The sequence below is a fragment of the Algihabitans albus genome (genome assembly GCF_003572205.1).
In the GTDB taxonomy this organism is placed as follows: Bacteria; Pseudomonadota; Alphaproteobacteria; order Kiloniellales; family DSM-21159; genus Algihabitans; species Algihabitans albus.
In genome coordinates this window covers 558,611-578,152 of the sequence record NZ_QXNY01000002.1, presented here as the reverse complement: position 1 = coordinate 578,152, position 19,542 = coordinate 558,611, and the positions used below count along the sequence as shown (strand labels likewise).

The 19,542-nt window shown below is 66.0% G+C and carries 17 protein-coding genes; 12 read left to right on the top strand and 5 right to left on the bottom strand.

What is annotated here, in order from left to right; genetic code table 11:
* The first annotated feature begins 150 nt into the window (after nt 1-150).
* From DBZ32_RS04315 to DBZ32_RS04305, 3 genes are all read left to right on the top strand, one after another.
* Entirely contained in the window at nt 151-1,314 is a 1,164-nt protein-coding gene (locus tag DBZ32_RS04315; protein ID WP_119165856.1) for a hypothetical protein, read from the top strand.
* A gap of 179 nt (nt 1,315-1,493) precedes the next feature.
* On the top strand, nt 1,494-3,815 hold the full coding sequence (locus tag DBZ32_RS04310) for an ATP-binding protein (protein ID WP_119165855.1): 2,322 nt from the start codon (nt 1,494-1,496) through the stop codon (nt 3,813-3,815).
* A 99-nt stretch (nt 3,816-3,914) separates the two neighbouring features.
* Nucleotides 3,915-4,319, top strand: a complete 405-nt coding sequence (locus DBZ32_RS04305; RefSeq protein ID WP_162906555.1) for a response regulator — start codon at nt 3,915-3,917, stop codon at nt 4,317-4,319.
* A 42-nt stretch (nt 4,320-4,361) separates the two neighbouring features.
* Here DBZ32_RS04305 and DBZ32_RS04300 read toward each other — a convergent pair whose 3' ends face one another.
* The gene (locus DBZ32_RS04300; RefSeq protein ID WP_119165853.1) at nt 4,362-5,114 is read right to left on the bottom strand and encodes a response regulator; all 753 of its coding nucleotides are present in this window, start codon (nt 5,112-5,114) and stop codon (nt 4,362-4,364) included.
* A gap of 242 nt (nt 5,115-5,356) precedes the next feature.
* On the opposite strand from DBZ32_RS04300, the gene DBZ32_RS04295 reads away from it, so the two are divergent.
* The 6 genes from DBZ32_RS04295 to DBZ32_RS04270 all read left to right on the top strand — a co-directional run bounded on the left by DBZ32_RS04295 (nt 5,357) and on the right by DBZ32_RS04270 (nt 11,767).
* On the top strand, nt 5,357-6,922 hold the full coding sequence (locus DBZ32_RS04295) for a glucan biosynthesis protein (RefSeq protein WP_119166347.1): 1,566 nt from the start codon (nt 5,357-5,359) through the stop codon (nt 6,920-6,922).
* Entirely contained in the window at nt 6,910-8,733 is a 1,824-nt protein-coding gene (mdoH, locus tag DBZ32_RS04290) for a glucans biosynthesis glucosyltransferase MdoH (RefSeq protein ID WP_119165852.1), read from the top strand. Before DBZ32_RS04295 ends, mdoH begins: the two co-directional genes overlap by 13 nt.
* A 71-nt stretch (nt 8,734-8,804) precedes the next feature.
* Nucleotides 8,805-9,572 (top strand): CDP-alcohol phosphatidyltransferase family protein, encoded by a 768-nt coding sequence (locus DBZ32_RS04285; RefSeq protein WP_119165851.1) that lies wholly within the window; start codon nt 8,805-8,807, stop codon nt 9,570-9,572.
* A 16-nt stretch (nt 9,573-9,588) separates the two neighbouring features.
* The gene (locus DBZ32_RS04280) at nt 9,589-10,173 is read left to right on the top strand and encodes a YceI family protein (protein ID WP_119165850.1); all 585 of its coding nucleotides are present in this window, start codon (nt 9,589-9,591) and stop codon (nt 10,171-10,173) included.
* 29 nt (nt 10,174-10,202) lie between these two features.
* A complete protein-coding gene (locus DBZ32_RS04275) occupies nt 10,203-10,964 on the top strand; it encodes an FkbM family methyltransferase (protein ID WP_119165849.1) in 762 nt (253 codons plus the stop codon).
* Nucleotides 10,961-11,767, top strand: coding sequence for a RibD family protein (locus DBZ32_RS04270; RefSeq protein ID WP_235830042.1), 807 nt, complete (start codon nt 10,961-10,963; stop codon nt 11,765-11,767). The genes DBZ32_RS04275 and DBZ32_RS04270 overlap by 4 nt, the downstream gene beginning before the upstream one ends.
* Here the strand turns inward: DBZ32_RS04270 and DBZ32_RS04265 are convergent.
* The 4 genes from DBZ32_RS04265 to DBZ32_RS04250 are packed head-to-tail and all read right to left on the bottom strand — an operon-like array spanning nt 11,692 to nt 14,970.
* Nucleotides 11,692-12,516 (bottom strand): methyltransferase domain-containing protein, encoded by an 825-nt coding sequence (locus tag DBZ32_RS04265; RefSeq protein WP_162906554.1) that lies wholly within the window; start codon nt 12,514-12,516, stop codon nt 11,692-11,694. The two genes, DBZ32_RS04270 and DBZ32_RS04265, sit on opposite strands and share 76 nt — an antisense overlap.
* Nucleotides 12,513-13,553, bottom strand: a complete 1,041-nt coding sequence (locus tag DBZ32_RS04260; protein ID WP_119165847.1) for a glycosyltransferase family 4 protein — start codon at nt 13,551-13,553, stop codon at nt 12,513-12,515. The genes DBZ32_RS04265 and DBZ32_RS04260 overlap by 4 nt, the downstream gene beginning before the upstream one ends.
* Entirely contained in the window at nt 13,550-13,954 is a 405-nt protein-coding gene (locus DBZ32_RS04255; protein WP_119165846.1) for a 6-pyruvoyl trahydropterin synthase family protein, read from the bottom strand. Before DBZ32_RS04255 ends, DBZ32_RS04260 begins: the two co-directional genes overlap by 4 nt.
* A gap of 14 nt (nt 13,955-13,968) precedes the next feature.
* Nucleotides 13,969-14,970 carry a zinc-dependent alcohol dehydrogenase gene (locus tag DBZ32_RS04250; RefSeq protein WP_119166345.1) on the bottom strand — a complete coding sequence of 334 codons (1,002 nt, stop codon included), beginning with the start codon at nt 14,968-14,970 and terminating at the stop codon, nt 13,969-13,971.
* Nucleotides 14,971-15,009: 39 nt separating this feature from the next.
* Here DBZ32_RS04250 and DBZ32_RS04245 point away from each other — a divergent pair, with 39 nt between their 5' ends.
* The 3 genes from DBZ32_RS04245 (at nt 15,010) to DBZ32_RS04235 (ending at nt 19,487) form a co-directional block, all read left to right on the top strand.
* Complete coding sequence (locus DBZ32_RS04245) at nt 15,010-16,746, top strand: alkaline phosphatase family protein (protein WP_119165845.1); 1,737 nt, start codon at nt 15,010-15,012, stop codon at nt 16,744-16,746.
* Nucleotides 16,743-17,966 (top strand): MFS transporter, encoded by a 1,224-nt coding sequence (locus DBZ32_RS04240; protein WP_119165844.1) that lies wholly within the window; start codon nt 16,743-16,745, stop codon nt 17,964-17,966. The genes DBZ32_RS04245 and DBZ32_RS04240 overlap by 4 nt, the downstream gene beginning before the upstream one ends.
* A gap of 63 nt (nt 17,967-18,029) precedes the next feature.
* Nucleotides 18,030-19,487, top strand: coding sequence for a hypothetical protein (locus DBZ32_RS04235; RefSeq protein WP_162906553.1), 1,458 nt, complete (start codon nt 18,030-18,032; stop codon nt 19,485-19,487).
* Nucleotides 19,488-19,542: the final 55 nt, after the last annotated feature.

Here is a 19,542-nt window from a genome sequence, read left to right as displayed (position 1 = left end):
GGGTGATGCGTTGCCCGCCGGCCCGCTGCCATGACGTGTGTCAAGGGGAAGCCGGGATCACGTCGTTTCGTCGCCAGCCTGCGACGCATCCGGAGCGGCGGAACCCGCTGGCGCCGTCATGCTGAAACCGACTCCGCAGGAGGTCGACGCATGGTCACGCAGACTCGAGGTCGGCGAAAGCTCGACGAGGCCGCACCAGCGGACTCGCCGCAGTTTCGCTTCTACGACAATCGGCAGAAGTACCTGCTGTTCGTCACGACCACCAACGAGAAGCAGCGCACGGCCGAGCGTGTCGCGCAGGAGCTGCCCTACCTGAGGCCGCGCCCGCCGGCGCTGCGCCTGTTCGATGCCGGTACGGGCGACGGCACCGTGCTGGCGATGGCGCAGCGCGCCCTGCATCACCGCTACCCCGGTGTGCCCTTCTGCGTGGTGGCCAAGGAGATCAGCGGCGAGGATGTCCGCCTCGCCTTGCAGAAGATGGCCGACCGCCTGATGGAGCACCCGCAGACGGTCCTGGTCTTCACCAATCTGCTTTACAGCGAGGCGCCGTGGCTGACGCCGCGAAAGCTCGACGACCAAGGCCGGATCGCCTGGCGCGAGGTGCCGCTGACCGGAACCTCGGCGCATGAACTGGACGCCCAGATCCAGGCGCAGACCGACTTCGTCTCGCGTGCCTGGGCGACGCGGACGAGTCCGGAGACCGGCAACCCCTCCTATGTCGCTCCCGCCGTGCTGGTTCTCTACCGGGCCGACCAGCGCTTCGGTCTCGACGGCATCATCCCGCGGCCGCAGGCGGCGCAGTTGCCCTACGACCTGATCATCGCCTCGCAACCGTTCCGCGCGCGCCTCTCCGCCGAGCGGAAGGTCCGCAACGTCCTGGCGCCGCTCGCGCGCGCCCTCGCACCCTCCGGTCGCCTGGTCGTCGTTCAGTCCACCGGGCGCGATCCCGGCCTTCAGATCGTTCGTGGGATCTGGCCGGACGAGGCGCCCTTCGCAACACCGCGCGAGGTCCTGACTGCGGCCTTGTCGCGGGATCTCGGCGAGGCCTTTCTCGTACCGGCGCCGGAAGAGCAGCCGGAGCAGGTCACCTTCACCTACGGTCTCGAGCTCTCGACGGGAGAACTCGACTCCTCGATCGGAACCTCGACCCTGCTCGCGGCCTGGAACGCCGCCGTCTACGTCGCGCAGATCGAGGACCATCGGCTGACCGACGCGATCACCAGCGGCCGCTACCTGACGGCGACGCAGGACGTTCTGCAGCGGCACAAGGGCCTGTGGTTCGAGAACGAATCCTTCGTCGTGCTGCGGCGTTAACGCTCATCCTACGCGTTACAAAACGTTACACAAATCCGCCTCTGAGGTGTTGCTGGTTTACCGGCGCTCCCGATATTCGGTAGCCGGTCAGTAGTGCTCGAGGCGGTTGGGTGGCGCAGGCCAGTCGGAATATTTCGATAGGGCGCAGTTGGTTAGGGCGCTCTCGGCGCACCCTCCTGGTGGCCTTGGCGACCCTTGTCTTGGTTTTCGCCAGTGCGACCGTGTACTTCGGCATGCGGATGCTGAACGAAAAGGCCAGCATCCTCTCTTCCTACAGCGACGGCGCCGCGCTGGCGGTGCAGTTGGAAGCGGAGCACCAGCGCCTGTCGGCTCAGACCGCCCGTTACGAGAGCGAGCCGACGGAGGCCAACCGACAAGCTCTCTTCGAGCGTTTTCGCTCCTTTAAGGCCCAAATCCCTTTGGTTTTGACGTCGGACACGGACCTGCGGCTGCCGTCGCTGGCCGATATGCTGGAGCCGATCGGCGCGATTCTCGCCGACGTTCCGAACCTCGAACGTGAGCTGTCGGCGCTCGACCCGGCGCGCTCCCAGACCTTCGTCGCGGTGCGCGCGCGGCTGGGCGGCTACGCGGGTCCGATCGAAGACCTCTCGCACCGCGTGCTGCACCGTCAGTACTTCAACGGCAGCGACAAGCGCATTGTTGCACTGCAGCGCGAGGTGATCGCGACCTACGTCGTGATGCTGGTCGCCGGCGGGCTTCTGATCTTCCTGCTCTGGTATCAGAACCGCCTCGCGGAGCAGCTCACCGCCGAAGCCGAACTCTCGCGCGGAGAGGCTGAACGCGCGCAGCGCCGCCTGCACGATGCGGTCGACAGCATCTCCGAGGGATTCCTCCTGCTCGATGCCGACAGGCGCGTTATTCTGGTGAACCAGCGCTTCTACGAACTGCTGCCGGACGAGCTTCGCGGCTTCGGACCCGGTGACGACTATCGCACCGTGATTCGGGCGGCGGGCAACCTTGGTTTTTACGGGCAGGACGTTTCGCCCGGCGAAGCGGCGCAACACCGTCTGGCACGTCTGGAAGATCCCGACGAGCCCTTCGAACTCACCAATCCGGACGGTTCGCAAATCCGCATTCATGAGTATGTCACCGCGGATGGCGGCCGGGTCAGTTTGCGCACCGACGTAACGAGTCTGCGCCGGGCCGAGCGCGAGCGGCTGGAGTTGCAGGCCCAGTTCTATCGCACGCAAAAAACCGAAGCTCTGGGCCGTTTGGCGGGGGGCATTGCGCACGACTTCAACAATGCGCTCATGTCGATCCAGGGGTACGCCAACTTTCTGCGGGAGGACCTTCCGGCCGGTACGTCCGAGTGGAGCTACGCGGAAAAGATCCTGTCCGACAGCCAACGCGCGGCGGCGCTGGTGCGGCAGATCCTGGACTTCGGGCGCCATGGCGGTGGCATTCGGCAAGCGATCCAGCTGGATGCGATCGTCGGGGAGGCGGTCGCTTTGCTGAAAGCCAGTCTGCCCGAGGCGATCGGCGCTCATTTCCGGGACAAGACGGGCGGGGCTCTCGTCAACGCCGACGCCGCACAGATCGCGCAGGTGGCGATGAACCTCTGCGTCAACGCCCGCGACGCCATCGGCGGGGCGGGCGGCGTTGTCGATGTCACGCTCTACACGACCATGACCGATGGAATCCGGGCGGAAAGGTTGCTGCGGCCGCAGCAGGACGGCGCGGATGTGGCGGTGCCGACGGTGGTGGAACGAGGCAGGGACGGTCGCAACCGCTTATGGATCGGTGTTCTGCCGCCCGCACGCTATCACGTCCTGGAAGTGCGCGACGACGGTGTGGGCATGGACTTGGTTACCTTGGAACGAATCTTCGATCCCTTCTTCACGACGAAGCCGCAGGACCAGGGCAGCGGGCTTGGATTGGCCGCCGTTTACGGCATCGTCTTGGCGCATGGCGGCGCCTTGTCGGTGGAGACCTCGATGGGGGCTGGAACCTCGGTATCCGTGTTCCTGCCGGCGCTGGCCGCGGAGCTTGGTGACGATGTCGAGGGCGAGAGCGAAAGCGAGCCTGCCGTTCGGGTCGCGCGGCGGATTCTGGTCGTCGATGACGACCCGGAGATGGCCGAGGTTGTTGCCCTCAGCTTGCGCGGTTTGGATGACTTGGAGGTGGAAACGGCGGGCTCCGCGGACCAAGCCCTGCAGCGGCTCCAACATGAACCGGAAATCGATCTGGTCGTGAGCGAGCGGCACCTCGGCGGAACGTCAGAGCATGATCTGGCGGCGGAGGTGGACCGTCTCTGTCCAAATCTGCCGGTGATTTTCACGGCTTCCTCCGTTGCGCGGAGGGAGGACGCCGTGAGTGAGCCGAAAGGCGGGGGGCCCGTCTCGCACAAGCCGCTCGATGCGTCTGCCCTATGCCAGGCCGTGGAGCGGGCTCTGGACGCCTCGCGGCCGCCGCGCTGGGCTGCATCCTGGCGCTCGACGACCCCTCGGAGCCTCAAGGATTCTGCGCACCGTGTCGCGTAACGGCTCATTCACATTTCCTTACCGGGCATTAATTGTTGCCTTATCTTCTGTTTGCCCAACCTTGTTGGAATTGTCGGCGCTTGGGGAGGGAGATGTTACTTGGCGAAAATTTTACTTATCGACGACGACGAAGCGCTGCGGGAAGTGTTGTGCATCCAACTTCAAAGAGCGAACCACGAGGTCAAAGTTGCCTCGGACGGTAGTGAAGTTCTGGAAAACCTGGATGCCTGGATTGGCTGGACCGATCTCGTGATCACCGATCTCTTCATGCCCGAGCGCGACGGGATCGAGACGCTGCGCGGGCTGCGGCAGAGCTGCGCCGATCTCCCCATCATCGTGATGTCGGGTGGTGGGCGTTGGCAGGAGGTCGAGCATTTCCTGGGGTATGCCACCCGGCTGGGTGCGACGCAGGCGCTGCAGAAGCCCTTCAGCCGCCGCGCTCTTCTCGAGGCCGTGGAGGTCGCACTGGCCGACCAGGCCGAACGGCGTGCGGCCGCCTGTTAGCAATCCGATAGATCGAGAAATCCGGTGTGACCCGGAGCGCCGCTAGACGGTGGCGCTCGAGGCGGAAGAGCCACTGGTCATCCGTGCGCCTCGCCGCTCGACCTTGCTGGCAAGAATGTAGCCGACGGTGCGAACGGTCTTGATCAAGGTCGGATGAGCCGGATCGGCCTCCAGCTTCTTGCGAATACGGCCGATCAGGACGTCGACCGAGCGATCGAAGGGCGACCATTCGCGCGACCGGGTGAGATCCAGCAGCCGGTCGCGCGTCAGAGGCCGGTTCGGCGCCTCGGCGAGCGCGCGCAACAGATCGAACTCACCGCTGGTCAGTTCGATGTCCTCGCCACCCTCGCGCATCAGCCGGCGGTGGGTCAGGTCGAGAACGTAGTCGGAAAAGTGAAGTGTAACGCTTTCGACATCGCCGCCGACCTCCTCGCGCGGGTTGCTGCGCCTGAGTACTGTCTTGATGCGGGCCACCAGCTCGCGCGGTTCGAACGGTTTGCAAATGTAGTCGTCGGCTCCGAACTCCAGGCCGAGAACGCGATCGACCGGCGTGTCGACACCGGTCAACATGATCACAGGTACGCCACTTTCCTGGCGTATCTCTCTCAGCAAATCGAAACCGTCTGCGTCAGGCAGGCGAACATCCAGGAGAATCAGGTCGGGGGTACGCTCGCTGATGAGCCTGCGCATCTCGGCGCCGCTTTCGGCCTCACGCGCCTCGAAGCGATCGCGCAGCAGCAGCGTCATGACCATTCCGCGCAGATCGTGATCGTCGTCGACCAGCAAGATGTTCATGCCCTTACCTTCTCACACTAAGGTGGAGATCCAACAGAATGTAATCCATTTCCCCTGGAGGGCGAGGCCGCCGGTGGGGATACAAAACACAAGTATCTCACAAGTTTTACCGAACCGTTTCGCAGCTCCGCCGTTAACTTTTCACGTCAGACGGAGTCCTCACCTTCCGCAAACTCTATCGTTGTTCTGCCGTACGCGCGACCGAAGTGCGCGCGGGCCCTCCTTTATGATCATGTGTGAATATGGACAGACGTCAGTTTCTGGTTTCAGCCCTCTCGCTCCAGCTTGCGGCCGCGGCCGGCGGCTTGGTCGGCGGGCGGGCCTCCGTCGCTGCGCCGCTCGCGGGCGACGCCGTCCCTTTTTCGGTCGATGCTCTCCGGGCCGAAGCGCGCGAGCTGGCCGGCCAGCCGGCGCGCGAGCGTCCGCTGATCGAGGGGCCTCTCGCAGAGCTCGGTTACGATGCCTACAGGGACATCCGCTACGACCGCAATGAAGCGCTCTGGGCCGGATCCGGTTCGCGTTTTACGGGCGAGTTCTTCCATCCGGGGTTCCTCTATCGGCGCACGGTCAAGATTCACGAGGTCGTCGAGGGACAGGCGCGAGAACTGCGCTATGATCCTTCGCTTTTCGGTTTCGGCCCTCTGGTCGGTGACCTGGGACCTCTGCCGCAGCCGCTCGGCTTCGCGGGGTTTCGCGTTCTCTATCCGCTGAACGCACCTGGAGTGCAGGACGAACTGGCCGCCTTCCTCGGCGCGAGTTATTTCCGAGCGCTCGGGCGCGGACATCGCTTCGGGGTTTCTGCCCGCGGGATCGCCATCGACAGCTTCGCCTCGGAACGGGAGGAGTTTCCGGCCTTCACGTCCTTTTGGCTGGAACGGCCTGCGGCCGGCGCGGGTCAGGTCACCTTGCACGCCCTGCTGGAGGGCGAGAGCCTGACAGGCGCCTACAGTTTCGTTTTCCGTCCCGGTGAAAGCACGCTCTGCGACGTGGACGCCGTCGTTTTTCCGCGCCGCGAGATCGCCAAGTTGGGAGTCGCCCCGCTGACGTCGATGTTCCTGCTTGCTCCGCATCATCGGCGCACGGCGGAGGACTTCAGACCGCGGGTCCACGATTCCGACGGATTGGCGATCCTTACCGGTCGGGGCGAGCGCATCTGGCGGCCTTTGGCGAACCCCTCTCAACCGCGGGTGAGTTCCTTCGGCGACGACAGCCCTCGCGGTTTCGGGCTGATGCAGCGGACACAGACGTTCGACGCTTACCAGGATCTCGAGGCGCGTTACGATCTGCGCCCCAGCCTCTGGGTCGAACCTCTCGATAGCTGGGGTCCGGGTTTCGTCGAGCTGATCGAGCTGCCGACGCCGGACGAGACTTACGACAATATCGTCGCCGCCTGGGTGTCGGCGGAACCGGCGGCGGCCCTGACGCCGCTGCGGCTTCGCTATCGCTTGCACTGGTGCTGGACGGCGCCGGTCGAACCGAATCTCGCCGAGGTTGCCGCGACCTGGGCCGGTGCGGCACACCAGGGGCAGCCGGACGAGGGACGCGGAGGTCCGACGCGAAAGTTCGTGATCGATTTCGCGGGTCCCCAGCTTGCCGATCTGCCGGGGGACACGGCCGTCGATGCGGTCGTACAAGTTCAGAACGGCCGGGTCTCACCGCCGATCGCAAAGCCGAATCCGCCGCTGGGGGGCTGGCGGGCCTTCTTCAACCTAGAGCCGACAGGGGAAGGACCGGTCGAGTTGCGCTGTTTTCTGCGACTCGGCGATCAGCGTCTTACCGAAACTTGGAGTTATCAATGGACGGCCTAGTCGATGCTGCTCCCGCGGTTCCGCGTCGCTTGTTCTACCGTCTCTGTCTCGTCTGCCTGAGACGCGGGATCGCTCTGACCGCCGCGCTTCTCGGCGCGAGCGCCGTGCTTTCGCTTGCCGGGCAGGCCCTGGCGGCCGACGGGTTCGGTGCTGCGGATGCCGCGGCCCTGGTGCTCTTCACGCTGCCGACCCTGTGGATCGCCTGGTCTGCCGGCCACGCCTTGCTCGGCTTCCTGGGACGGCGCTTGGGCTGGACGCCGGCAGGCCTCGCAGCCCCCCAGCCGCGTGCGCCGATCCACACCCGCACGGCCATCCTGATGCCTGTCTACGAGGAGGCTCCGGCGGCCTGGGGTGCCAATCTGCAGGCGATGGGCGAGGAACTATCGGCGCTGGGTCTGGCCGGGCAATTCGACCTCTTCGTTCTGAGCGATACGCGCCGTGACGACGTGGCCGTCGAGGAGGAGGAGATGCGCAGCCGTCTGGCCGCGCGTCTGCCGATGGCCGTTCACTATCGCCGCAGGCAGGACAACACGGGCAAGAAGGCCGGCAATATCGCCGACTTCTGCCGGCGCTGGGCGTCCCGCTACGATCACCTTCTGGTGCTCGACGCCGACAGCCTCATGAGCGGAACGACGGTCGCGCAGTTGGTGCGAGCCATGCAGGCCAACCCTCAGGCGGGTTTGATCCAGACGGCGCCGAGGCTCGCGCGGCGGCATAGCCTTTTCGCGCGTCTGCAGCAGTTTTCCGCGGCGCTGATGAGCCCGATCGCGGCGACCGGGCAGGCTCTTTGGCAAGGACGGGACGGTAACTTCTGGGGCCACAACGCCATCATCCGTTCGCGCGCTTGGGCCGAATGCGCGCATCTGCCCCGCTTGAGCGGCGAGGCGCCCTGGGGCGGGCATATTCTGAGCCACGACTTCGTCGAGGCGGCGCTGCTGCGCCGCAGCGGGTGGGAGATCTGGATGCTGCCCGAACTCGGCAGCAGTTGGGAGGAGACGCCGCCGAGTCTGTTGGACCACCTGGCACGGGACCGGCGCTGGTGCCAGGGCAACCTTCAGCATCTCCGCGTGCTCGGCTGGCCGAAGCTCCATCCCGTCAGCCGTATTCATCTGATGCTCGGCATTGCGACCTACGCCATTGCCCCCCTGTGGCTGGCTCTGGTCATCGGCGGCGCGCTGCTGGGTTTGACCGATGCCCTCGCGCTGGATCCCTTCTTGGCGGCCGGCGCCCTGATGGCAAGCGGAACCCTGCTCTTCGCGCCGAAACTGCTTGCCTTGCTCGATACGCTGCTCGACCGGACGCGCCGCCGCGGCATGGGCGGCGCCTTCTCCGTGATTCTCTCGACCTTGGCCGAAACTCTCCTGACTGTGCTTCTCGCGCCAGCCGTGCTGTTTTTCCACGCGCGCTTCCTGATCGAGTTGGTTGCCGGGCGAGACAGTGGCTGGGGCCGTCAGCAGCGTGACGAAGCCGACCAGAGATGGGGTGAACTGCTGGCGTGGCACCGTTGGCATCTCGCCGGTGCGGCGCTTCTCACGGCCTTGGCCTTCCTGACCGCGACACCGGGCATGGTTCTATGGTTGATGCTCCCCGCCGTCGGCTGGGCCAGCGGCCCGCTGCTCGCCTGGGCAACGGCCCACCCTCGTGTTGCCGCCGCGACGCGCTGGTTGTTCCGCACGCCGGACGAACGCTTCGTGCCGGAGACGATTCGCCGGGCTGAAGCCTTGCTGCAACGGCTCCGTCAGGAAGACCAGCCATCGCTCCTGCCGACCGGTTTGCCCGCGACCCTCTCTGCCCGCAGAGTTGCAGCATAAAGCCGCAGCACTACCAGGGACTGGCCGCACCGGCGCTCGCGACCTAGTCTCTCTTGCCAGGTCATCAAACCATGTCGTTGCTGCACAGCTCCCATGGCGCTGCTCTTCGCCAGCTCAAGGCCTCGGCGGCGTTCGCCTTGGTCGTCGGTCTCTGCTGTGCGGCTTTAGCAGCCGACTTCCTGGTTGAGCGGCAGGGGCTGTCCAGTCCCGTGCTCTGGCAGTCTCTCGCCGTCTATCTAGGGGTCGCCGCGGCAGTGCGTCTGGGGCTTCCGGCACATCTGCCGCAGAGGCAGTTCGGGCCCGCCAACGTCGTCACGCTGTTGCGCGCCGTCCTGGTGTGCTTGCTGGCCGGTTTGCTTGGCCATGCCAGTCCGTCGGCGCTCGGCTGGCTCCTGCCGTTTCTGGCTCTCGTGGTGCTGATTCTGGACGGTCTTGACGGCTTTCTCGCCCGGCGCAGGGACTGTGCTTCGGTGTTCGGTGCGCGCTTCGATCAGGAGGTCGATGGCCTCTTCGTCCTTGTGCTGGCTTCGCTCGTCTGGCTCGATGGACAGGCTGGCGCCTGGGTCTTGGTATCTGGTCTCTGGCACTACGTTTTCCATCTCGCGCGTCTGTCCTCGCCAAGCCTGCGGCGTCCCTTGCCGCACCGCTGGCGGCGCAAGACGGTTTTCGTGCTGCAGGTGCTCCTGCTGATCGCGGCCCTGACACCGCCGTTCAACGGTTGGCCCGGCGCTTTGGCGGCCGCTCTCGGCGTGCTCTTGCTCTCCGGATCCTTTCTGGTCGATCTGTTTTGGTTGATCCATACCCGTGCCCTTACTCTTGAGCGGAACGGGACCGCCTGATGTTTGGAGAAGAGAGATGAAGCAGTTGATCGCGGCCGCGGTGCTGGCCCTGGGCCTTCCCGCGTCGCTCGCTCAGGCGGAGCCCGCACGCTATGTCCTGGACCCCGAACATGTGGCCGTAGCGTTTCTGGTCGAGCACATCGGTTACGCCAAGACGCTCGGCAAATTTCTAAGTGTCGAGGGCAGTTTCGTCTTTGACGAAACGGTGCCGGCCGTCTCCGATCTGGAGGTCGCGATCGTGGCGGACTCGGTTTTCACCGCGCATGAGCGACGGGACGACCATGTGCGCAGCGGCGACTTTCTCGCCGCCGATGATCACCCGGAGATCACCTTCGTGATGACGGGGGCCGAACCGAGCGGTCCGCGTACGGGCCGGATCCTCGGCGACTTGACCATTCGCGGCGTGACCCGGCCCGTTTCCCTCGACGTGACCTGGAACAAGTCCGGCAAGTACCCCTTCAACGACAACTACGTGACAGGCATATCCGCCCGGGCGACGGTGAAGCGCAGCGACTTCGGTATGACCTATGCTCTCGAGAACGAACTGGTCGGAGACGAGATCGAGATTCTGATCGAAGCCGAAGCGATCCGGCAGGATTAGACGGCTGCCATGAGAATCGGACGGATGTCATGACCCTGGCGGGCCTACTGGGCGAGCCGGCGGCGATCTGGGGCTTCGCCCGTTCTCTTATGATCTATTTGGGGCGACCCGGTCGGGCGGCGGCGGAGCGACGGTTTTATCGGCAGTTCGTCGGACCCGGCGATCTGGTTTTCGACATCGGCGCGCACGTCGGCAATCGCAGCCGAAGCTTACAGGCACTCGGCGCGCGCGTCGTGGCCGTCGAGCCGCAACCCCGTTTCGCGGCCTGGCTCGACTGGTTGTTTCGCGCTCAGCCGCAGGTCACGGTTCACCGTTGCGCTCTTTCGGCGCAGGCCGGCAGCGCACGTCTGGCCCTGAGCCGCCGGCACCCGACCTTGGCGACGCTCGATCGGTCGTGGCAGTCGCAGGTCGCTATGGTGCCCGGCTTCTCCCACGTGCGCTGGGAAAGCGACCTGGAGGTTCCGGTCGAGACTCTCGATCGCCTGATCGCCAGGCACGGCATGCCGGCCTTTTGCAAGATCGACGTCGAGGGACACGAGGCCGAGGTCCTGTCGGGCCTGTCCGCGGCCTTGCCGGCCTTGTCGTTCGAATACACCCCCGGAGTCCCTGAAACCGCCTTCGCCTGTATCGGGCGTTTGGAGCGGCTGGGCCGCTATCGCTACGCCGCGAGCCCTGGCGAAACCTTGGAGCTCGGCGCTTGGTCCGACGCCGGCGAGCTGCGCGCCTGGTTGGCCGCACGCGAGAGGTCCGAGTGCTCCGGCGATATCTACGCGCTGCTGGAGGGGCCATGACGGCCGACGGCATGACGTCCGCGGCCCCGGACATCCGGATCTGGGATGAAGTCCTGACCCTGGCGGCCGGAGCGGCCTCGGCCGGCCAACTCGAACGAGGGCCGTCTGGCGACTGGCCGCTTTGGCCGCTCTATCGTCCTTTGCTGAAACCGGTTTGGACTCTTGCGCATCTTGGTCAGACGCTGGACGGACGCATCGCGACCGAGGGTGGCGCCTCCCGCTACGTCACGGGGCCGGAAAACCTCGACCATCTGCATCGTTTGCGCGCCTTGGCCGATGCCGTGATCGTCGGGGGAGCGACGGCCGCTCTCGACGATCCTCGATTGACCACCCGGCGGGTCAAGGGAACCAATCCGGTGCGCGTCGTGCTCGACCCGAAGCGGCGCCTTCCATCCAGTCTCGCGATATTCCTGGACGGAGCCGCTCCGACCCTCTTGGTCGCGGCCGAGGCGGCTGGACCGCACGGTCAGGCCGAGGTCATCGCCGCGCCGCTGACCGCCGACGGACGCTTGTCGCCGCAAGGCGTGGTCGCCGCCTTGCGTGCGCGCGGCCTGAAGCGCCTTTTCGTCGAGGGCGGCGGTGTGACGGTCTCGCGCTGGCTTGTCGCCGGCGCGCTCGACGCGTTGCAAGTCACCGTGGCGCCGATGATTCTCGGCTCCGGGCGTCCCAGCCTCACGCTGCCGCCGATCGAGGATCTGGGGCTGGCGCTCCGCCCCGCCTGCCGTACCTACGCGCTGGGCGTCGACGTCCTGTTCGACTTCACCCTCGGCGACGGATCGGGCAGACTCAACAGGTCGAGATGACCGACGGTCAGACGCTGCTCGGAAAGCCGCTCGCGGGCCTGCCGCCATCGCCGGACCATGGCGGTCGAACGGCTGTCCTGTTCTATCGCCGCTGCTGCATAGCCGTCCAACAGTGCCGATTGCAGAGCCGACCGGTCGGGACCGAGGGTCCAGTCGGAACGCTCCAACCGCACCTCGCGGCCGGAGTGGCGTAGCATCTGCGCGGCGGTCTCCGCAGCTTCGTAGCCCAACGCCGGACCGAAGGACTTGTCGCGTTGATGGTGGAAGGCCACCAGTTCCAAGACCTGTACATCCTCCGCCAGTGCCGGCTCCAGGGCGATGCGCCCGTCGACGCTAAGTGCGAAGTAGACCGCCGCGTTGGCGGACTGGGCGATGAGACGGCTGAGCCAGTCCGCCGATACCAGGTCAAGCAGAGCGGAGCAGGTCACCAGCTCCACGGATTCGCTCGGCAGCAGTTCCAGATCCGCGGCGAGGTCCAACTGGATCGTCGCGATCTCCGTACTGCCCTGGCTTTCGGGGCAGAGCGCCAGGAGTTGGGAATCGTTGTCGACGAGCAGCCAGTGCTGTTCGCAGGGTAGCCGCGGCGAAACGGCACGCTGCGTCGCACCGGTGCCGCATCCGAGGTCGAGAATGCTCAAGCGTTCTTTCTGCGCGGCCCAGTCCGACAGGTCCGCTAGAAGATCGGGACTGCGGGCTTCGGCGTCGGCCGGTGCCCTCAGTGCGAGCCAGGCCGGATCGAAACCGCTCACAAGAGCCGCTCCAGCAGCCGCGAGACCCGCAGACCTGTCTCGGGCCAGCGCGGCAGGTGGTCCCGTACGGCCAGTGCCTCGGTCCGTAACGCAGCGTAGTCCAAGGGCTCCGTCATCAGCGTTTCGAGCGTCGCCGCGAGTGCGGCGTGATCGCCCGGCGGGACCAGCCGGGCCGTGCCCGGCGGAAGGGTTTCGGGGATCGCGCCGGCTGTGGTTGCAACGACGGGGACACCGTGAGCCAGGGACTCGGTCAAGACCATGCCGTAACCTTCATGGAAGGAGGGCAGCACGAAGAGATCGGCTGCTCGGTAGAGTTGCGCCAATTTGCCCTCGTCCACTTCACCAGCAAAGTTTATCCGAGGCGAATGCCGGTGATCTTCGGCAAGTATTTGCAATCGTTTGGCTTCTTCCGGTTCACGTTTGGGCGAGCCCGCCAGGAACAACTGAAAGTCGACGAACGATACCTGCTCCAAGGCCCGCAGCAGGACCGCCTGCCCCTTGCGCCGCGTCAGGCTGCCAACCGATAGCAGGGTAAAGGGACTGCCGGTGCCTTCGGCGAGAGGGGCAGGATCCACGCCGGGAAGGGCGACTGTGATTCGCTCGGCGCCGACGGCGTAGTTCCGGGTCAGGCTGCGGGCGGTCGCGGGTGAGGTGACCACGATCGCCTGCGCCGGCCGAAGAGCCGCACGTTCCAGGTCTCGCAGCCGGTCGACCTGGCCCGGCGTCAGCCCGGTTTCTTCCGCCAGAGGATGATGGACCAAGGCGATCAGCGGGCCGCGCTCTGCGAGCGCCTTCGCGGCTTCCGGCAGCAGTCCGAGTGCCAGACCGTCGATCATCACCGGCAGGCCGTCCGGGATGGCGCCGAGGCGGCGTTCGGCCTCCGGCACCTCAGCGGGATTGGCCAGGACTTCGGGCAGGCGCAGTAGGTCGATGCTCCAGCCGAGCACCCGCAGTTCGGCCGACAGCCGCTTGTCGTAGAGATAGCCTCCGGTGCGCGTATCGGGGTCGCCGGGCAGCGCGAAGATCAGGCGTTTCACGCTGGCAAGGCGCCCTCGAAGGCGGCCCAGGCGATGTGACTCTCCCAGAGCGTCACTTTGAGACCGTTCAGTCCCTTGGCCGCCTCGCCCAACTCCCCTTCGGCGATCCTCCCGGCCAGGCGGTCGAACAAGGCCTTGGCCATGAACTCCGTCGTGGTGTTCTGGCCGGCGAAGTCGGGAAGCTCGTCCAGGTTCCGGTAGTTCAAAGGCTCCAGAACCTTCTTGAGCGCCTGGCTGGCGAGGCCGATGTCGATCACCAGTCCGTCCGCGTCCAGCTCGGTTCTGCGGAACTCCACGTCGACCAGATAGGTGGCGCCGTGCAGCTTCTGGGCCGGACCGAAGACCGCTCCCCGGAAGGAGTGGGCGATCATGATGTGCTCACGGACCGTGAGAGTGAACATTCGGGTTTCCTTGTTCAGTCGTAGCGCACGACGCGACAGAGCGCCGCTTCGCCGGCGGCCAGGCGGGCCATCGTGTCGGGTAGCTCCGCAAAGGCCACTTCGCCGTCCAACAGGCTGTCGAACAGCGGATTGCGGAGCAGGGTGAGGGCCATCGCGAGACGGTCGCTGTGGCTGCGCCGAGCACGCCGGGCGGGCGACAGGCTTCCGACTTGCGAGGAGATCAGCTTCAGGCGTTTCGCGTGGAAATCCTGCCCCAGGGGGAGCGACACCGGTTTCGTCCCGTACCAGGACAGTTCCAGAATCGTCGCCTCGAAACCGGCCAAGGTCAGGCAGGGCGCGAGTCCTTCGGGCGAGCCCGTCGCATGCACCACCAGATCGCAGACGTCCGCCAGTCTATCTCCCGCCGCGTCCGGCGTCAGAAAGGGCAGATCGAGCGCCGCCGCGAGTCCCGCCTTGGCCGGGTCGGTATCGATTAGGTAGACCTCCGTGCCCGGGATGGCCGCTGCCAGCCGCGCGACCAGACAGCCGACCACGCCGGCGCCGATCACGGCGATGCGGTCGCCCAGGCAAGGGGCGCCGTCCCAAAGCGCGTTGAGCGCCGTTTCCATGTTGGCGCCGAGCACGGCCCGGCGGGCCGGCACCTGCTCCGGCAGTGGCAGCAGCAGCTCGAGAGGCGCCAGGTAGCGGTCCTGGTGCGGGTGAAGACAGAAGACCTCTCGGCCGATGAGCGGCGCCGGTCCGGCCTCGACTTGCCCGACGCTGGCGTAGCCGTACTTCACAGGAAAGGGAAACGCGCCGTCCTGTAGGGGCGCGCGCATCCGGCTATACTCGCTCTCCGGCACTTCGCCGCGGAATACGAGGCCCTCGGTGCCGCGGCTGATCCCGCTGTAGAGCGCGCGGACCAGAGCTTGGCCGGTGCCGGGCGCGGGCAGTGGTTCGGCACGCAGCGCGCCGCGCCCGGGACCTGTGATCCAGAAGGCGAGGGCCTCTTGTGCGACGGTACGGGCAGCGGTCATGAGAAAGCGCGCGGGCGATTGGAAGGGCAACGGCGGTCGGTGAGTTGGGAAGACGACAAACAAGCTAGCGCGGCGGACGCCTTGCGCCCAGCCCAAGCTTGGCGCCGATCCTCCTGGATCCGTATCTTCGTCGTCGTGGCGGCACTGGCCGCGGTGGCACAGACGCCGCTGTTGCTCGGTATGCCTTATTGGGCGCTGTCGCTGCCTCTGGAACCCCTGATCGCGGCGCTGATCCTGCTGGCCCTGCCGCCGGAGCGTGCAAGGTGGCTGGTCTTGCCCTTGGCCGGCCTGCTGACGCTGGGGTGGCTGGTGCTGGCGATGGAACGCACGGCTTGGCAGGTCCTCGGCCGTCCGCTGAAGATCTGGCTCGATCTGCAACTGATTCAGCCGGCCTTGGAGCTGATCGGCGGTTCCATGACTCCGGGCATCGCCCTGCTGGTCGGCGTCGTTTTGCTCACGCTGCCGCCGACGCTGTTTTGGCTTTTCATCCTGCTGTGCCGCCGGCTCGCCGAGGTCCGCGCCCCGCGCCTGGCCATCGCGGGTACCGCTATGGCGCTGACCGGGATGGCCGCTGCGCCTCAGGTGCCCCAGCTGACCGTCAACTTCCTCTACGACGCCGTCAGCTCTCAGATCGACCGGACCCTGCGCGTGGCGGAGGAGCGCCCGCTTTTCCAGGCCCTGTTGGCCGAGGATCCGCTAGCCGGTCTGCTGGCCGCCTCCCCGACGGTCGGTCTCCTGCCGGGGATGGCGAACGCGGATGTCGTTCTTGTCTTCGTCGAGTCCTATGGCGAAGCGGCCCTGTTCGATCCCCGCTACGCGGGCCGGATCGGCGGGACCCTGGCGGAGATAGAGCGGGATCTCGACTCCGCCGGCCTGATGCAGGCGTCGGGCTGGTTGAAGTCTCCGACGATCGGCGGCCAGTCCTGGCTGGCGCACGCGAGTTTGATGAGCGGCCTCTGGATCGACACGCAGGATCGTTGGGACCTGCTGGTTGCGAGCGAACGGCGCCTGCTGACCCATCTCTTTTCGGCAGCTGGCTACGATACGGCCTTGGTCATGCCGGCCATTGTCAGAGCCTGGCCCGAAGCCGAATTCTTTGAGTTCGACCGCACCTACTTCAACGACGATATGGGCTATGCCGGGCCTCCCTACGCCTGGGTGACCATGCCCGATCAGTACACGCTCTCGGCGCTGGAGCGGGACATTCTGGCTGGGCAGGATCCTTCGCGCACGGCGCGGCCGCCGGTCTTCGCGCAGGTCGCGCTGATTTCCAGCCATGCGCCCTGGACGCCGATCCCGCCGGTGATCGACGATTGGTCGCGGATCGCCGACGGCGCGCTTTTCGCGGAGTGGTCAGAGCCTCCGATTCCACCGCAGGAGCTTTGGCTGGACGGTGAGGCGGTCCGGGCTGCCTATCTCGAGGCACTGGACTACGTCTTGCGCACCCTGGGAAGCTGGCTGCAACAGCCTTGGGAGCGACCGCGCCTGGTGCTGATCGTCGGCGATCATGAAGCCGGCGCCATCGTCTCGAGACGACACACGGAGGGCGCCGGACGAAAGGCGGGCTCGGGACCGGAAACCGGAAGTGTCGTGCCGCTTCACGCCATCAGTGACCGGCCGGACCTCGTCCTGCGCCTGCTGCAGGCCGGCCTTGCAGAGGGACTGCTTCCGCCGGTGCGGCAAAACGATAGTCTCCCGCTGCCCATGTCAGAGTTCCGTAACCTTCTCCTCGAGACCTTTGCCGCTCCTCTGGACGACGGTTCCGTCGGGTCGTGAGCAGTTCCACGGCCGGCCGCGGGGTCGCGGTCAACTCCGCGCGTCTGGTCACGGTGGTGGTGCTGACCACGGCAGTGCAGACCGTCGGCTCATGGGCCGTGCTGTCCTTTCCGGCTCTGGCGACGGAGATCGGTAGCAGTCTGGCCGTGGAGCCGGTCTTCGTCGGATCGTTGGTGTCGCTCGTCTACGGCGTGGCCATGCTCCTGTCGCTGGTCGCGGGGCAGACCCTGCGCCGTTACGGCGCCTGCCGCCAGAGCCAGGCGGCCTTGATCGCCTTCGCACTCGCCTGCGCCGCCGCCGCCAGCGGCAATTCGGTCGGGATGCTTGTGGCGGGCCTGCTGCTCGGCATCGGCTACGGTCTGATCAATCCGGCTACGTCTCATCTGCTGGCCCCGGTCGTCCCGCCCGAGCGGCGCAATATCGTCTTCTCGCTCAAGCAGACCGGCGTTCCGCTCGGCGGCATCCTGGCTGGCCTGGCAACCCCGGCCGTGGCGGTCGCTTTCGGCTGGCAAACGGCAATCGGCAGTCTCGCTCTCGTCAGTCTGCTGCTGGCGACCGCGCTGGCGCCCTTGCGGCCCGGTCTGGACGATGACCGGGATGCCAATGCGCCGATATTCGGGCGTCCTCTCGCGGGTCTATCCCTGGTTTTGCGTCTGTCCTCGCTGCGTTGGCTGTCCATCGCCGTCTTCTTCCTCAGCGCCATTCAGCTCAGCCTCGGTGCCTATCTGGTGGTCTTTCTGGTCGAGGAAGTCGGGCTCGGTCTCGTTGCGGCCGGCGCGTTGCTGGCGGCGACCCAGGCGGCCGGTTTCTCCGGGCGCCTCATCTGGGGGTGGCTGGCCGACCGGTTGGGTGATGGAAACGGCGTCATGCTTGGACTGGCTGCGGTCATGCTGCTCGCGGCCCTGGCGACGACGCTGGTGACGCCCTCCTGGCCGCTCGTCGCCGTCTCCGCGCTCTTCCTGGTCTTCGGTGTCGCGGCGATCGGTTGGAACGGCGTTTTCATGGCCGAGATCGCGCGGCTCGCGCCGCGCGGCGAAGTCGGCAACGCAACGGCCGGTGCCCTGGTTCTGACCTTCGGCGGCGTTCTCTTCGGACCATCGTTCTTCGCCTTAGCCTATGCCGGGATCGGCAGCTACGCCCTGACCTTCGGTGGTTTGGCTTTGGCAGCTCTCGCAGCCGGCATATCCTTGGTTGCAGGCCGCAAGATTTCTTCACGTTGAAGCCATAGTTCGCGGCCTAGTTTGTCGGAAGACGATTGCGCCATGGCGAAAGAGGAGCGGGTGGTGAGCAAGAGGGCCTGGGTTGGGTTGAGCGCGGCGGTGCTTGTGATTGCCGTCGCGGGCGGTGGCTATGCGCTGCTCCTGTCGTCGGCCAACGATGCGGTGGAGCGCAATATCGCGCAGTTCCGGGACAGTTTGCCGGCGGGCGCGGTCTTCACGCACGGCGCCTATGACGTCGACCTGCTGGAACGCTCGGTCACGATGGCGTCGCCAACCGTCGATTTTAACGGCTATGGCGGCTTGGGCGTCTGGACCGCGGCCCAGGCCGTCGTTTCTGGACTGGAGCCCGACGAGACCGAAACCCGCGCGGCCCGGATCCTGCTGGAGGACGTGAGCCTGAGCGAACTGGACGGGAGCCTGAGGCTGGAGGTCGTCGAGGCTCAAGACGTCGTGATCGCCGGAGACCCTCTAGACCTTCGAAGCGGTCTTCTGCAAACCAGGATCGCCAGCCTGCGTGCCGGCGGTTTGGAAGCGGCGGCCGGAGACGTCACGTTTGCGCTCGGCGAATTGCTGATGACGGAGGTCGACGGCGGCAAGCTCGGAGACCTGCGCTTCGACGATCTGACAATCGAAACCCGCGAGCCCGAGGATCGCATCAACTTGACCGTCGGCTTCTTCTCAGCGGCGGATTTGGACCTGTCGCCGCTGATCTCCCTGACGCCGACGGAGCTCGCGGCGGTGCCGGATCAGCAGGCCTTTGACTTCGCGGTCGAGCTCGGACGAGACATGGTGAGCGGACTGACGGGATACGCCATCGAACAGCTACGTTTCGAGTCGGCCGGCCTTCCCGAACTGATGGAGTTGGCGGCCTTGCGCCTTACCGACGCGCAGATCATCGACGGCCAGGTTGTCGGAGGCTTTAGCGAGCTGCGAGGTTTGAGCATTCCTCTCGGTCCTATTGTGCCGAGCGACGCGATGCCGATCTTCTCGAGCTTGAGCCCCCAGGACCGCCTCTCGCTTTCGGCCAGCTTGGACCAGCGCTACGACCCGGCGGCTGAAAGTCTCTCGTTCGTGCAAGACGTCGTCTTGCACGACCTGTTCGAACTGGAAATCGCGCTTCGCCTCGGCAATATCACGTCGCCGCCCCATCTCAGAATGTCCGAACTGGATTTGCAGGTGACGATGCTTAGCGCCTCGCTCGATGAAGCCGATGCCGTTTTGACGGATCTCGGACTCTTGCAGCCGGCGCTCGAAGTCTTTGCGGCGCAAAGGGGTCTGACGGAAGAGGAATTGATCGGGCAGCTGATCGTCGACGCGGCTGAGGCGGTACAAGCCCTCCAGCTCGGCGCTCCTGGCCTGCAGGCGGTGCAGGCCCTCGAGGCCTTCTTGCTGGACACAGGGCGGCTCCGGATCGTTCTGGCACCTCGGGAGGAGACGCCCTTGCTATCGTTCGGCTTGGCTCGGACTCCGTCCGACGTGATGGAGCTCCTCAATCCAAGCTTCACGGTACTGACCGACTGACCGACTGACCGTGTGGCCCGGTGATTGTCGAGGCGTAGCACTCGCCAGGATCCGG